The sequence below is a fragment of the Kitasatospora sp. NPDC002543 genome, from assembly GCF_053594915.1.
The window spans coordinates 1-13,248 of the sequence record NZ_JBSFWR010000157.1; the positions used below are offsets into that span (position 1 = coordinate 1).

A 13,248-nucleotide genomic window follows, 5' to 3' on the forward strand; every position below is an offset into this window, starting at 1 on the left:
CGGGGCACGCACCTCGCCGCGTTGTCGTCGGTCGCCAATGCTCCGCAGTGGCTCCCTCCTCCGCCTTGCGATGCACGCACCCCAACGCCGCACGCCGATCCGACGCCAATTGTCAGACACGCCCTAGGGGCCGCCCCGCCGACCGCTCCCGGGCACGCGATACCCCCGCCTCCGGCCGGGAGGCGCCCACGAGCCCACGGCTCCGCCGGGCGCCCACGGGCCGGACGGGGAGGGCGCGGGATGCCGGCGGGTCGCTTCCCGCGCGGGTGGGCTTTCCGGGCGGGCCCGGCCCGGGGTGGGGGCGCGGGGGTAGGTTCGGGGTGTGACGACGAATGTTCCGGGCGCGAAGTTGATCCTGCTGACCACCACCCACCGGGTGGCCCCCGGCCTGCTGGCGTGGCCGGCGTGGGAGGCGTTGCGGTCGGCGGGGCGGGTGCTGGTGGGGGACGAGACGCATCCGCAGGTGGCGGCGGTGCGGCAGGCCGGGGTGACGGTGGAGGCGGTGCCGGCCGGGTCGGCCGGGTCGGCGCCCGCGCTGGCGCGGCTGCTGACCGGGCAGCCCGCCGGGGCCGGGCCCACGGTGTGGCTGGGTAGCCCGGACGGGGATCCGGGGCTGACCGACGCGCTGGCGCGGCTCGCGGTGGAGCACGCCGGCGAGGTGCCGGAGATCGAGGTGCTGCCCGGTTCGTACGACCTGCCGGGGTCGCGGCTGCTGGACCTGGTGACGGTGATGGACCGGCTGCGCTCCCCGGGCGGTTGCCCGTGGGACGCGGAGCAGACGCACGAGAGCCTGGTGAAGTACCTGGTCGAGGAGGCCTACGAGCTGGTCGAGGCGATCGAGGAGGGGGACCGGGACTCGCTGCGCGAGGAGCTGGGCGACGTCCTGCTGCAGGTGTTCTTCCACTCCCGGATCGCCGAGGAGCACCCGGGCGAGCCGTTCGGCATCGACGACGTGGCCGGGGACATCGTCGAGAAGCTGGTGTACCGGCACCCGCACGTCTTCGGGGACGTCGAGGCCGGGGGCGCCGCCGAGGTGGAGGCGAACTGGGAGCAGCTGAAGGCGGCGGAGAAGGCGGACCGCGAGTCGGTGCTGGACGGTGTGCCGGCCGGGCTGCCCGCGCTGGCGTACGCGGCGAAGCTGGTGTCCCGGGTCCGCCGGTCCGGTTTCGCCGGGGTGCCGGACGGGTCGTACGAGCTGCCGGCCGAGCTGACCGCCGACTCGGCGGGCCGGCTGCTGCTCGCGGTGGCGCAGCGCGCGCACGACGCCGGGGTGGACGTGGACGCGGCGCTGCGGTCGGCCGCGCGCGGCTACCGGGACGCGGTGCGCGCGGCCGAAGGGCTCGAGCCGGACGGAGCGGCGGACGGGGAACCGGACGGCCGGTAGCCGGCCGGCCGGCGGTCAGGCCGCCGTGGCGGCGTGTTCCGGGCGCCGCTGCGGCGGGACGAGTTCGCCGATGGCCTCGCCGACGAGGACGACGAGTTCGGCGAGCCGCTCCAGGTCGAGGTGGTCGGGCAGGTCGGTCAGCGAGATGATCCGCTCGCCGGCCGGGCCGGCCACGGCGAACAGGTCGATCGGACCGAGGTGCTTCTCGGCGGTGTCCACGAGGGCGGCGACGTCGCTGGGGCGGCGGATGTCGCCGCAGACGCCGACGACGGGGCAGCCCGGCCGGTCGAGTTCGGCGGCGAGGTCCTCGGCGACGCCGACGTACTGGTCGGCGATCAGCATTCCGGCGGCGTCCGCCGCGGCGAACCGGCGGGCGAGGCCCGCGCCCGACCCGCCGTCGAGGACCGCGATGACGACGACTGACCCGCTGACCCGCATGGCCTGCTCCTCCCTGTGGACGACACCGCACCGGCGCCCACGCGTACTGCGGAGGATCGTAGGCACGTCCTGACCCTCCGCAACAGGGATTACCCCTCAGGTGACCAGGCTCACGCCCGTCCTGCGGCCAAGAGTCGGCCAAGAGCCGCCCACGACCGGCCCACGGCGTGTACACGCCCGGGCGAGGGAGGCCGCGGCGGAGGTGTCGGGGGCCGGGCGGGCCCGCCGGAGCGGGGGCGGGCCCGGTGCACCGGATACGGTCGGTCCATGCCAGCTCAGCCCGACCCCGCCCGGCCCGCCGCCTCGTCGTCCGACGCCCCCGCCCCACAGCTGTTCACCTGGGAGTTCGCCGCCGACCCGTACCCCGCCTACGCCTGGTTGCGCGAGCACGCCCCGGTGCACCGCACCACCCTGCCGAGCGGGGTGGAGGCCTGGCTGGTGACCAGGTACGCGGACGCCCGGCAGGCGCTGGCGGACGGCCGGTTGTCGAAGAACCCGGCGCACCACAGCGAGCAGGCGCACCGCACCGGCCGGGTGGGCATCCCGGGGGAGCGGCAGGCGGACCTGATGACCCACCTGCTGAACATCGACCCGCCGGACCACACCCGGCTGCGCCGGCTGGTGTCCAAGGCGTTCACCCCGCGCCGGGTGGCCGAGTTCGAGCCGCGGGTGCAGCAGCTCACCGACCGGCTGATCGACGGCTTCGCGCAGCGCGGTTCGGCTGACCTGATCCACGAGTTCGCCTTCCCGCTCCCCATCTACGCGATCTGCGACATGCTCGGGGTGCCGGCCGAGGACCAGGACGACTTCCGCGACTGGGCCGGGATGATGATCCGTCACGGCGGGGGGCAGCGCGGCGGCGTGGGCCGGGCGGTGAAGCGGATGCGGGCGTACCTGCTGGAGCTGATCCACCGCAAGCGCGCGGACCTCGGGGACGACCTGATCTCGGGCCTGATCCGGGCCAGTGACCACGGGGAGCACCTGACCGAGAACGAGGCCGCGGCGATGGCCTTCATCCTCCTGTTCGCGGGTTTCGAGACCACCGTGAACCTGATCGGCAACGGCACGTACGCGCTGCTGCGCAACCCGGAGCAGCGCCGGCTGCTGCAGGAGTCGGTGGCACGCGGGGAGAGCGCGCTGCTGGAGACCGGGATCGAGGAACTCCTGCGCTACGACGGGCCGGTGGAGCTGGCGACCTGGCGGTTCGCGACCAGTCCGCTGACCATCGGCGGGGTGGACATCCCGGTCGGCGACCCGGTGCTGGTGGTGCTGGCCGCGGCGGACCGCGACCCGGCCCGGTTCGCGGCGGAGAACACCCTGGACCTGGCCCGGGCGGACAATCCCCACCTGGGGTTCGGGCACGGCATCCACTACTGCATCGGCGCCCCGCTCGCCCGGCTGGAGGGGCGGGCCGCGCTGGCCACGCTGCTCTCCCGGCTGCCGGACCTGCGGCTCGCGGAGAGCCCGGAGAACCTGCGCTGGCGGGGCGGCCTGATCATGCGTGGGCTGCGCGAACTGCCGGTGGAATTCAGCCCGGAGAGCCGCTCCCCGCACGCCCCTCCGACCGGTTCTCCGGCCACGTCTCCGCAGGCCCCTTCGGAGGCCTCGAAGGGCTGACCGGACGTCGCCGATCGCCTGTCGGGTGCGGTGTGAACACCCATCAATCCGGACATAACGCCGCTGTTGGTAGGCGATCGGACACGGGCCGTAATTCTCGTGTGATATCGACGATATGAGCTTGTGATTGATCTGAAGATCTGTCTACTCTCCCTGGAGTTCGCAGCTGCGGACCCCGTACGCGGAACGCCGAATCCTGCCCGCCGCGCCACGGGAAACCGACCAGAACCCTGGGCAGGGGCGGGGGAACCAGGTTTGTTGCCGTCTCCCCACGGCTTGGGGTGAAGCCGCCCGAGCGGAGTCGTCTCCGCGCACGGCGGCCGGGCCACCTCCCGGTCCGAACCCGACAGCTCACCTCGCAGGCGTGCGGAGAGGGACCTCTTCATGCTGTTCGTTGGAACTGGCCGCCACCGTCGTCGCACCCAGGCCGAGAAGGCCATCGCCGTCGCCGGTGTGGCCGGCGTCGGACTCGCGATGCCGCTCCTCACCGCCACCGGCGCCTCCGCCGCCCCGGCCTCCACCTGGGACGCCGTCGCCCAGTGCGAGAGCGGCGGCAACTGGAGCATCAACACCGGCAACGGCTTCTACGGCGGCCTCCAGTTCACGTCCAGCACCTGGAAGGCGTACGGCGGCGCCGCCTACGCGCCGCAGGCCAACCAGGCCAGCAAGGCCCAGCAGATCTCGGTCGCCGAGAAGGTGCTGGCCTCGCAGGGCCCGGGTGCCTGGCCGGTCTGCTCGCAGAAGGCCGGTCTGACCAAGGGCGGTGCCCCGGCCGCGGTTGACACCTCCTCGGACAGCAAGCCGCAGTCCGCTCCCAAGCAGCAGGCCCCGAAGCCCGCCGCCAAGCCGACCGAGAAGCCGGTCGCCCAGAAGCCCGCCGCCCAGAAGCCGGCGCAGAAGCCCGCCGCGCAGCCGGTCCAGCAGGCCGCCCCGCAGCAGCAGGCCCAGCCGCAGGCCCCGGGCTTCTCCGGCAAGGCCGGCTGGGACGCCGACGCCAAGGTGTACTGGTACCAGAGCAACGGCGCCTGGTACTGGACCAGCCACCAGAGCGTCTACCAGCAGTACGCCGGCCAGGCCGCCGCTCAGCCGCAGTACGCCCCGCAGGCCCCGCAGGCCGCCGGCCACGACTACACCGTCCGCGCCGGTGACACCCTGTCGACCATCGCCACCGCCCAGGGCGTCTCCGGTGGCTGGCACGCGCTGTACGAGCAGAACCACTCCACCGTCGGCGGCGACCCGAACCTGATCATGCCGGGTCAGGTGCTGCACGTCGGCTGAGCCCTCGTGCCGCCGAGCCGCTGAGCCCTCGTGTCTTCAAGCGGCCGGACCGCCTCCGCCGGCACCGCTCCGCCCCGACGTCCGAAGGGGACCGGCCCTACCGGTCCCCTTCGTCCGCATTCGCCCTTCCCGGTGGGACAAGCTGGGACAAGCAGGTGAACTACCGGTGGGTAGCGGGGCCACACGCTGAGACGGCACCGAGGCGGAGGTGGCCCCGGGAGCCCGGGCGGTTAGGCTCTGGTCGTAACGACTCCGCAATCGTCCTGCTGACAGCACCACCGTCAGACCGGACCCTGCTTCCGCAAGGAGATGCCTCGTGCCGTCCATCGATGTCGTCGTAGCCCGTGAGATCCTCGACTCGCGCGGCAACCCCACGGTCGAGGTCGAGGTCGGCCTCGACGACGGCAGCACGGGTCGTGCCGCTGTCCCGTCGGGTGCCTCCACCGGCGCCTTCGAGGCGCTGGAGCTGCGTGACGGTGACAAGAACCGCTACTTCGGCAAGGGCGTCGAGAAGGCCGTCCTGGCCGTCATCGAGCAGATCGGCCCGGAGCTGGTCGGCTACGACGCCACCGAGCAGCGGCTGATCGACCAGGCCATGCTGGACCTGGACGCCACCCCGGACAAGTCCTCGCTCGGCGCCAACGCCATCCTGGGCGTCTCGCTGGCCGTCGCGCACGCCGCCTCCGAGGCCAGCGACCTGCCGCTGTTCCGCTACCTGGGCGGCCCGAACGCGCACGTCCTGCCCGTCCCGATGATGAACATCCTCAACGGCGGGTCGCACGCGGACTCCAACGTCGACATCCAGGAGTTCATGATCGCCCCGATCGGCGCGGAGTCCTTCTCCGAGGCCGTCCGCTGGGGCGTCGAGGTCTACCACACGCTCAAGGGCGTGCTGAAGGAGCGCGGCCTGTCCACCGGTCTGGGCGACGAGGGCGGCTTCGCCCCGAACCTGGACTCCAACCGCGAGGCCCTGGACCTCATCGTCGAGGCCATCCAGAAGGCCGGCTACGTGCCCGGCCGTGACGTCGCGCTGGCCCTGGACGTCGCCTCCTCCGAGTTCTACGAGGACGGCGCCTACCAGTTCGAGGGCAAGGAGCTCACCTCCGCCGAGCTCATCGAGTACTACGCCGAGCTGGTCGCCGCCTACCCGCTGGTCTCCATCGAGGACCCGCTGGACGAGTCGGACTGGGACGGCTGGAAGGCCATGACCGACAAGCTGGGCGACAAGGTCCAGCTGGTCGGCGACGACCTGTTCGTCACCAACCCGGCCCGCCTGGCCCGCGGCATCGAGACCGGCACCGCCAACGCGCTGCTGGTCAAGGTGAACCAGATCGGTTCGCTGACCGAGACCCTGGACGCCGTCGAGCTGGCCCAGCGCAACGGCTACCGCTGCATGATGTCGCACCGCTCCGGCGAGACCGAGGACGTCACCATCGCCGACCTGGCCGTCGCCACCAACTGCGGCCAGATCAAGACCGGTGCCCCGGCCCGTTCCGAGCGCGTCGCCAAGTACAACCAGCTGCTGCGCATCGAGGAGATCCTCGACGACGCCGCCGAGTACGCCGGCCGCGGCGCCTTCCCGCGCTTCCGCGCCGCCGAGTGATCAGCGCGCCGAGCACGAGGGCCGGGCGCTCCTGCTAGCGCACGCCTGACCGGTGCCCCGCCGTCCACCCCGTAGGGTGGACGGCGGGGCACCGTCGCGACCAGGAGGGGATACGGGAGATGGCTGGCTGGAGGATCCCGGGCTTGGCGGCCCGGCCCCGGTTCACGAGCCGGGCGACCGTCCTCGTCCTGGTGCTCTGCTCGCTGGTGGCGATCCTCGCCTACCCGACGCGGCAGTTCATCTCCCAGCGCGCCGAGATCTCCGCCCAGCGGGCGAAGGCCGACCACGCGCGCCAGCAGGTCGAGCAGCTGCGCCGGGAGAAGGCCCGCTGGCAGGACCCGGAGTACGTCAAGGCGCAGGCCCGCGCCCGGCTGCACTACGCGGTGCCGGGGGAGACCCCGTACATCGCCGTGGACCCGGGCGGCCAGGCCTCCGCCCAGCCCTCCTCGTCCGCCGCCGGCGCCGCTCCGGCCCCGAACGGCGCCGCTTCCGCCCCGAACGGCGCCGCCGCCGGCCAGGTGACGGCCGCCAAGCCCTGGTACGCCAGCATCTGGGACTCGGTGGACGCCGCCGACACCGCCGCCGCGGCGGCACCCGACACCCCTGTTCCCCTCCCACCGTCCTCCGTTGGAGACACCTCCCCCCATGACCACTGAGAACCACCCCACCGTCTCCGACGCCGACGTCGCGGCCATCGCCGCCCAGCTCGGCCGGGTGCCGCGCGGCCTGCGCGGCGTGGCGCACCGCTGCCCCTGCGGCAACCCGGACGTCGTGGAAACGGCCCCCCGGCTGCCGGACGGCACGCCGTTCCCCACGCTCTACTACCTGACCTGCCCCAAGGCCGCCTCGCTGATCGGCACCCTGGAGGCGGAGGGCGTGATGAAGGACCAGAGCGCCCGGCTCGCCGAGGACCCGGAGCTGGCCGCCGCCTACCAGAAGGCGCACGAGGACTACATCGCCCGGCGCGACGCGATCGAGGTGCTGGAGGGCTTCCCGAGCGCGGGCGGCATGCCGGACCGGGTGAAGTGCCTGCACGTGCTGGTCGGCCACTCGCTGGCGGCCGGCGAGGGCGTCAACCCGCTCGGCGACGAGGCGATCGGCATGCTGGAGGACTGGTGGGCCAAGGGCCCGTGCGTCTCCCCGGCCGAGGTCGAGGCCGCCGGTGAGCGGGTCGCCCGCAACCGCGCCAAGGAACAGGACCACGAGGCGGTGATCGCCGCCAAGCGGCAGAAGACCGCCGAGCGCGCCGCCAGGAAGCGTGCCGCCGAGGACACGGCGGAGCAGGGCCCGGACGCGGAGCGGGAGTCCGAGTGACCATGACCCGCGTGGCCGCGATCGACTGCGGCACCAACTCGATCCGCCTGCTGGTCGCCGACCTCGACCCGGAGACCGGGCAGATCACCGACCTGGACCGCCGGATGATCGTCAACCGGCTGGGCCAGGGCGTGGACCGGACCGGCCGGCTGCACCCGGACGCGCTGGCCCGCACCTTCGCGGCCTGCCGGGAGTACCAGGAGATCATCTCCGGCTACGGCGTCGGCCCCGACCGGGTCCGCTTCGTCGCCACCAGCGCCTCCCGGGACGCGGAGAACAGCGACGAGTACGTCAAGGGCGTGCGCGACGCCCTGGGCGTCGAGCCCGAGGTGGTGAGCGGCGAGGAGGAGGCGCACCTGTCCTTCGTGGGCGCCACCAAGGAGCTGACCGGTGGTCAGTTCCCCGGCCCCTACCTGGTGTTCGACCTCGGCGGCGGCTCCACCGAGTTCGTGCTCGGCACGGACGACGTGCTGGCCGCGCGCTCGGTGGACATCGGCTGCGTGCGGCTCACCGAGCGGTACTTCGGCGATGCCGAGCTGCCCTCCGAGGAGCAGGTCGCGGCCGCCCGGGCGCACGTGCGGGCCGAGCTGGACCGGGCCGAGGAGGTCGTCCCGCTGACCGGCGCCGGCACCCTGGTGGGCCTGGCCGGTACGGTCACCACGGTGTCCGCGATCGCCCAGGGGCTGCCGGACTACGACTCGGCGGCGATCCACCACTCGCGGGTCGGCCGGGAGCGGGTCGCCGAGATCACCCGGGAGCTGCTGGCCGCCACCCACGCCGAGCGCGCGGCCATCCCGTCGATGCACCCGGGCCGGGTGGACGTGATCGCGGCCGGGGCGCTGGAGCTGCTGGAGATCATGGAGCGCACCGGCGCGGCCGAGGTGGTCGTGAGCGAGCACGACATCCTCGACGGCATCGCCTGGGGCATCGCCCGCTGACCTCCCGCGGGGCCCACCCGGACCGGCCCCGGCACCCCTTTCGGGTGGCCGGGGCCGGGGCGCGCCCGAGCGCGGGTGGGAAAGTTCGTGAATTTCTTCACATGGCGATCCGGCCATTCGCCGCATCGACCCGCCCGCTACGTCCGAAATGTGGGACCGAAGGCCCGTCGGCCGGGCGGCCCATGGGATCGCAGGTCAGGGCTCGTTCGAGGTTTGAAAATCGAAATCACGCGCGGGAACCCGGACCCTGTGCGGATCGTTGCTGCTCAGGCCGGTGGTGCTCCGGCGTGCGCGTGCGCGGGGTCGCCCAGGGGTGGGGGCCGCCGTGCCGGGCCCGGTTTTGCGGCCGCGCAGTGTAGCACGGGGGGTCCGTCAACTTGTGACCGGGCTCACGAGGGCTGCTCCGGACGGTGCTGGATACTTTCGGATATGAGCACCACGGAGCGTCCTCGCATCCTCATTGTCGGCGGTGGTTACGTCGGCCTGTATGCCGCGATGCGCATCCTCAAGAAGATGCGCTACGGCGAAGCGACCGTCACGGTCGTGGACCCGCGGTCGTACATGACGTACCTGCCCTTCCTCCCCGAGGCGGCCGGCGGCAGTGTCGCGCCGCGCAACCTCATCGCGCCGCTGCGCAGCACCCTCAAGAAGGCGGAGGTGCTGACCGGGTCCGTCACCGGCATCGACCACGCCCGCAAGGTGGCCACGATCCAGCCGGCGGCCGGCGACAGCTACGAGCTGCCCTTCGAGTACCTGGTCGTCGCGACCGGCTCGGTCTCCCGCACCTTCCCGATCCCGGGTCTGGCGGAGAACGGCCTCGGCATGAAGACGGTCGAGGAGGCCATCGGCCTCCGCAACCACGTCATGGCCCAGCTCGACAAGGCCGAGTCCACCACGGACGAGGAGATCCGCCGCAAGGCGCTGACCTTCGTGGTGATCGGTGGCGGCTTCGCCGGCATCGAGACGGTCGCCGAGGTCGAGGACATGGCCCGCGACGCGGCCAAGCTGTACAAGACCGTCAGCCGCGAGGACATGCGCTTCGTGGTGGTCGAGGCGGCCAACCGCATCCTCCCCGAGATGGGCCCGGACCTCGGTCTGTGGACCAAGGAGAAGCTCGAGGAGCGCAACATCGAGGTCTACATCGAGACCTCCATGGACTCCTGCGTCGACGGCCACGTCATGCTGAAGAACGGCATGGAGATGGACGCCTCCACCATCGTGTGGACGGCCGGCGTGAAGCCGAACCCGGTGCTGGCCGACTTCGGCCTGCCGCTGGGCCCGCGCGGCCACGTCGACACCGCGCCGACCCTGCAGGTCCAGGGCTTCGACTACGTCTGGTCCGCCGGCGACAACGCCCAGGTCCCCGACCTCGCCGCGGGCGAGGGCGCCTGGTGCCCGCCGAACGCCCAGCACGCCAGCCGCCAGGCCGTCGTCCTCGGCGACAACGTGATCTCCGGCATGCGGGGTTTCCCGCAGAAGGAGTACAAGCACAAGAACCTGGGTGCGGTCGCCGGTCTCGGCCTGCACAAGGGCGTGGCGATCCTCTTCGGCAAGTACAAGCTGAAGGGCCGTCCGGCCTGGTGGTTCCACCGCCTGTACCACGGCGCCATGGTGCCGACCTTCAACCGCAAGGTCCGCGTCTTCACCGACTGGACGCTCGCGATGTTCCTCAAGCGCGAGATGGTCGGCCTCTCCCAGATGGAGAAGCCGCAGCTGCCGATCCAGGAGGTCACTCCGCCCACCAAGCCCGTCGAGGCCGCCAAGCCGGCCGCCGACAAGGAACTCGCCAGCAAGTAAGCGACTGAGACCCCGGTGTGGGAGCACCGGGGTATGAGTCGGAGGCCCTCCGCCCGGCAGCGTTGCCGGACCACGACCTCCGTGGTGCTCAGCCGGCCGTGCGACCGGGCGGAGTACAGAAGTAGAAGGTCCCCTGCCGAAACCCTCCGGCAGGGGACCTCTCTCGTTCCTGGACCGGTCAGTCGGTCTTGATGCTCGACAGGATGTCCAGCTTGGACGCCCGGCGGGCCGGCCAGATCGCGGCCACCAGGCCGACCACCGCGGCCAGCACCAGGAACAGCGCCAGCTCGCCGAACGGCAGGACCGTGGTCAGGCCGGAGAGGCTGGACTTCAGGGTGCCGTTGATCGCCCAGGCGATGAAGCAGCCGAGCAGCAGGCCGATGCCGGCGCCGAACAGCGAGATCACCACGGACTCCAGGCGGACCATCCGCTTGATGCCGCCGCGGTCCAGGCCGATCGCCCGCAGCATCCCGATCTCGCGCTTGCGCTCGAAGACCGACATCGCCAGCGTGTTGACCACGCCCAGGATCGCGATCAGGACCGCCATCCCCAGCAGGCCGTACATCAGGTTCAGCGCGAAGGTGATGGTCTGGCTGAATTCTTCCCGGATGTCCTGCTTGGACTTCACCTCGATCACCGGGTTGGCGCCGGTGGCGTCCTTCAGCGCCTGCTTGAGGCCGTCGGTGGCGCCGTCCTTCCCCTTGACCAGGACGTCCGAGATGTAGGGCTTCGGTTCGTGCTTGACGACCTCGCTGTTGGCCAGCACGACCGAGCCGAGCGTGCCGCCCGGCCGGAACACGCCGCCGACGGTGAGCTGCCCGGTGGAGTCGTCCGAGAAGGTCACGTTCAGGACCGAGCCGGTGGTGACGTTCAGCTTCTCGGCGGCCTTCTCGTCGACCAGCAGCCGGCCGTTGCCGAAGTCGGCCGCGGAGCCGCTGGTCAGCTGGAGGTCGGAGAGCTTGTCGAGGGCGGCCGCGTCCACGCCGGTGACCGTCTTGTAGGTGCCGTTGAGCTTCCAGTCGGAGGTGGTCGTCGCCGAGGAGACGGCGACCCCGGGGGCCTTGGCGATCTGGGCGGGCACCTGCTCGGACAGGCTCATGCCGTTGGCGGCCCCGACGACGTAGTCGGCCTTCATCGACCTGGTGACGGCCCGGTCGACGGTGTCGTTGACCGAGGCGCCGATCACGGTGAGCCCGGTGACCAGGGTCAGACCGATGGTCAGCGCGGCGGCGGTGGCCGCGGTGCGGCGCGGGTTGCGCACCGCGTTCTGCTGGGCGAGCTTGCCGGGCATCCCGCCGAGCCCGCGCAGCAGCGGGCCGACCAGCGCGACCACCGGACGGGAGAGCAGCGGCAGCAGGACGAACACGCCGATCAGGGTCAGGAAGGCGCCCAGCGCGACCGGGATCCGGCCGCTGCCGTTGCCGGTGGAGGCGCCGTAGCCGATCAGTGCCAGGCCGCCGCCGGCGAGCACCGAGCCGATCGTGTTGCGGACCACGAGGCTCTTCTGGGACACCGGCTGGTCGCCGCTGCTCATCGCGGCCACCGGGGCGATCCGGGCGGCGCGGAGGGCGGGCAGCAGGGCCGAGGCGACCGTCACCAGGATGCCGACCACGATCGTCACCGCGACGGTGACCGGGCTGATCACCAGCGAGCCGGTCGGCATGCTGTCGTTCATCGCGCCGATCAGCGACTGCATCCCGGCGCCGATCCCGATGCCGGCCAGCAGGCCGGTCACGGCGGAGACGGTGCCGATCAGCAGGGCCTCGACCAGCACGGACCGGGTGACCTGCTTGCGGCTGGCGCCGATGGCGCGCAGCAGGGCCAGCTCCTTGGTGCGCTGGGCGACCAGCATGGTGAAGGTGTTGGCGATGATGAAGATGCCGACGAAGAGCGAGATGCCGGCGAAGGCCAGGAACATCGTGCGCAGGCTGCTGCTGGACTTGGTGATCTGCTCCTGCTCGTCGGCCTTGAGCTTGGCGCCGGTCTCCACGTCGAACTGGCGGCCGGACGACACCTTGGGCTCGACCTCGGCGAGCAGCGCGTCCTGGCTGGTGCCGGGCTTGGCGGTGAGCACGATGCTGCTGTAGCGGCCGGGCTCCAGCAGGATCTGCTGGGCGGTGGCCTTGTCGAACAGGGTGAGCGTGCCGCCGGAGTTCACCACCGGGTCGTCGGTGGTGAACAGCCCGGTGAGCTTCGCCTCGATGACCGGGCCGTTGGCCGCGATCCGGACGGTGTCCCCGACCTTGTAGCCCGCCTTGTCGGCGGTCTTGCGGTCGAGTGCGATCTCCTTGGCGGTCTTCGGGCCCTGGCCCTCGACCATGGCGTAGCGCGGGTCCTTGCCGTCCTGGCCCGGCGCGAAGTTGGCGCCCCTGGCGGTCCAGACCTGGCCGATCAGGTCGCCCTTCTTGTCGGCGACCCCGGTGAAGCCGCTGACCACGCCGCGGGCGGCGGCGGTGCCCGGCAGGGCGGCCAGTTGCTGGACGGTGGCGTCGGTGAGGGCGGCCGAGCCGCCCTCGGCCTTCTGCCGGGCGGAGGCGCCGGAGCCGGCGGCGCGGTCCACCACCTGGACCGAGACGTCCGAGTAGCTCTTGGAGTTGTTGTCCCGCATGGCCTTGGCGAAGGTGTCGGAGAAGACCATGGTGCCGGCCACGAAGGCGGTGCCGAGCATGACGGCCAGCGCCGTCATCAGCAGCCGGCCCTTGTGGGCCAGCACGTTGCGCAGTGCGGTGCGATACATGGGGTGTCCTGGGAGGAATCGGTGAGCGGGCTACGGCTGCCGGTGTGTCAGCTGGTGCGGCCCTTGGCGTCGAAGCGGCGCATGCGGTCCAGGACGGTGTCGGCGGTGGGCTGGTGGAGTTCGTCGACGATGCGGCCGTCGG

The 13,248-nt window shown here is 72.2% G+C and carries 9 protein-coding genes, 2 pseudogenes and 1 riboswitch; of the genes and pseudogenes, 8 read left to right on the top strand and 3 right to left on the bottom strand.

All coding sequences use genetic code 11. From position 1 onward, the window contains the following. The first annotated feature begins 322 nt into the window (after window positions 1-322). Window positions 323-1,384 (top strand): MazG family protein, encoded by a 1,062-nt coding sequence (locus ACWD4P_RS36145; RefSeq protein ID WP_449782545.1) that lies wholly within the window; start codon window positions 323-325, stop codon window positions 1,382-1,384. A 15-nt stretch (window positions 1,385-1,399) separates the two neighbouring features. On the opposite strand, the gene ACWD4P_RS36150 is transcribed toward ACWD4P_RS36145, so the two are convergent. Further along, window positions 1,400-1,822, bottom strand: a complete 423-nt coding sequence (locus tag ACWD4P_RS36150) for an SDR family NAD(P)-dependent oxidoreductase (RefSeq protein WP_359829067.1) — start codon at window positions 1,820-1,822, stop codon at window positions 1,400-1,402. Between the two features lie 267 nt (window positions 1,823-2,089). On the opposite strand from ACWD4P_RS36150, the gene ACWD4P_RS36155 reads away from it, so the two are divergent. The 7 genes and pseudogenes from ACWD4P_RS36155 to ACWD4P_RS36185 all read left to right on the top strand — a co-directional run bounded on the left by ACWD4P_RS36155 (window position 2,090) and on the right by ACWD4P_RS36185 (window position 10,369). Then, window positions 2,090-3,439 carry a cytochrome P450 family protein gene (locus ACWD4P_RS36155; protein WP_449782546.1) on the top strand — a complete coding sequence of 450 codons (1,350 nt, stop codon included), beginning with the start codon at window positions 2,090-2,092 and terminating at the stop codon, window positions 3,437-3,439. Window positions 3,440-3,649: 210 nt separating this feature from the next. Then, window positions 3,650-3,818: riboswitch (cyclic di-AMP (ydaO/yuaA leader) on the top strand. Window positions 3,819-3,823: 5 nt separating this feature from the next. After that, window positions 3,824-4,717 (top strand): transglycosylase family protein, encoded by an 894-nt coding sequence (locus tag ACWD4P_RS36160; RefSeq protein ID WP_449782547.1) that lies wholly within the window; start codon window positions 3,824-3,826, stop codon window positions 4,715-4,717. Between the two features lie 316 nt (window positions 4,718-5,033). Next, complete coding sequence (gene eno / locus ACWD4P_RS36165) at window positions 5,034-6,320, top strand: phosphopyruvate hydratase (RefSeq protein WP_359829070.1); 1,287 nt, start codon at window positions 5,034-5,036, stop codon at window positions 6,318-6,320. Between the two features lie 119 nt (window positions 6,321-6,439). Then, window positions 6,440-6,976 carry an FtsB family cell division protein gene (locus ACWD4P_RS36170; RefSeq protein WP_449782548.1) on the top strand — a complete coding sequence of 179 codons (537 nt, stop codon included), beginning with the start codon at window positions 6,440-6,442 and terminating at the stop codon, window positions 6,974-6,976. Next, a pseudogene (locus ACWD4P_RS36175) lies at window positions 6,948-7,487 on the top strand (DUF501 domain-containing protein); the annotation flags it as partial. The gene ACWD4P_RS36170 and the pseudogene ACWD4P_RS36175, both read left to right, overlap by 29 nt. A gap of 149 nt (window positions 7,488-7,636) precedes the next feature. Next, window positions 7,637-8,572, top strand: coding sequence for a Ppx/GppA phosphatase family protein (locus ACWD4P_RS36180; protein WP_449782550.1), 936 nt, complete (start codon window positions 7,637-7,639; stop codon window positions 8,570-8,572). Between the two features lie 429 nt (window positions 8,573-9,001). Further along, window positions 9,002-10,369, top strand: coding sequence for an NAD(P)/FAD-dependent oxidoreductase (locus ACWD4P_RS36185; protein ID WP_359829072.1), 1,368 nt, complete (start codon window positions 9,002-9,004; stop codon window positions 10,367-10,369). A gap of 178 nt (window positions 10,370-10,547) precedes the next feature. Here the strand turns inward: ACWD4P_RS36185 and ACWD4P_RS36190 are convergent, their stop codons facing one another. Beyond that, on the bottom strand, window positions 10,548-13,106 hold the full coding sequence (locus ACWD4P_RS36190; RefSeq protein ID WP_449782549.1) for an ABC transporter permease: 2,559 nt from the start codon (window positions 13,104-13,106) through the stop codon (window positions 10,548-10,550). A gap of 47 nt (window positions 13,107-13,153) precedes the next feature. Continuing rightward, window positions 13,154-13,248, bottom strand: a pseudogene (locus ACWD4P_RS36195) (ABC transporter ATP-binding protein); the annotation flags it as partial.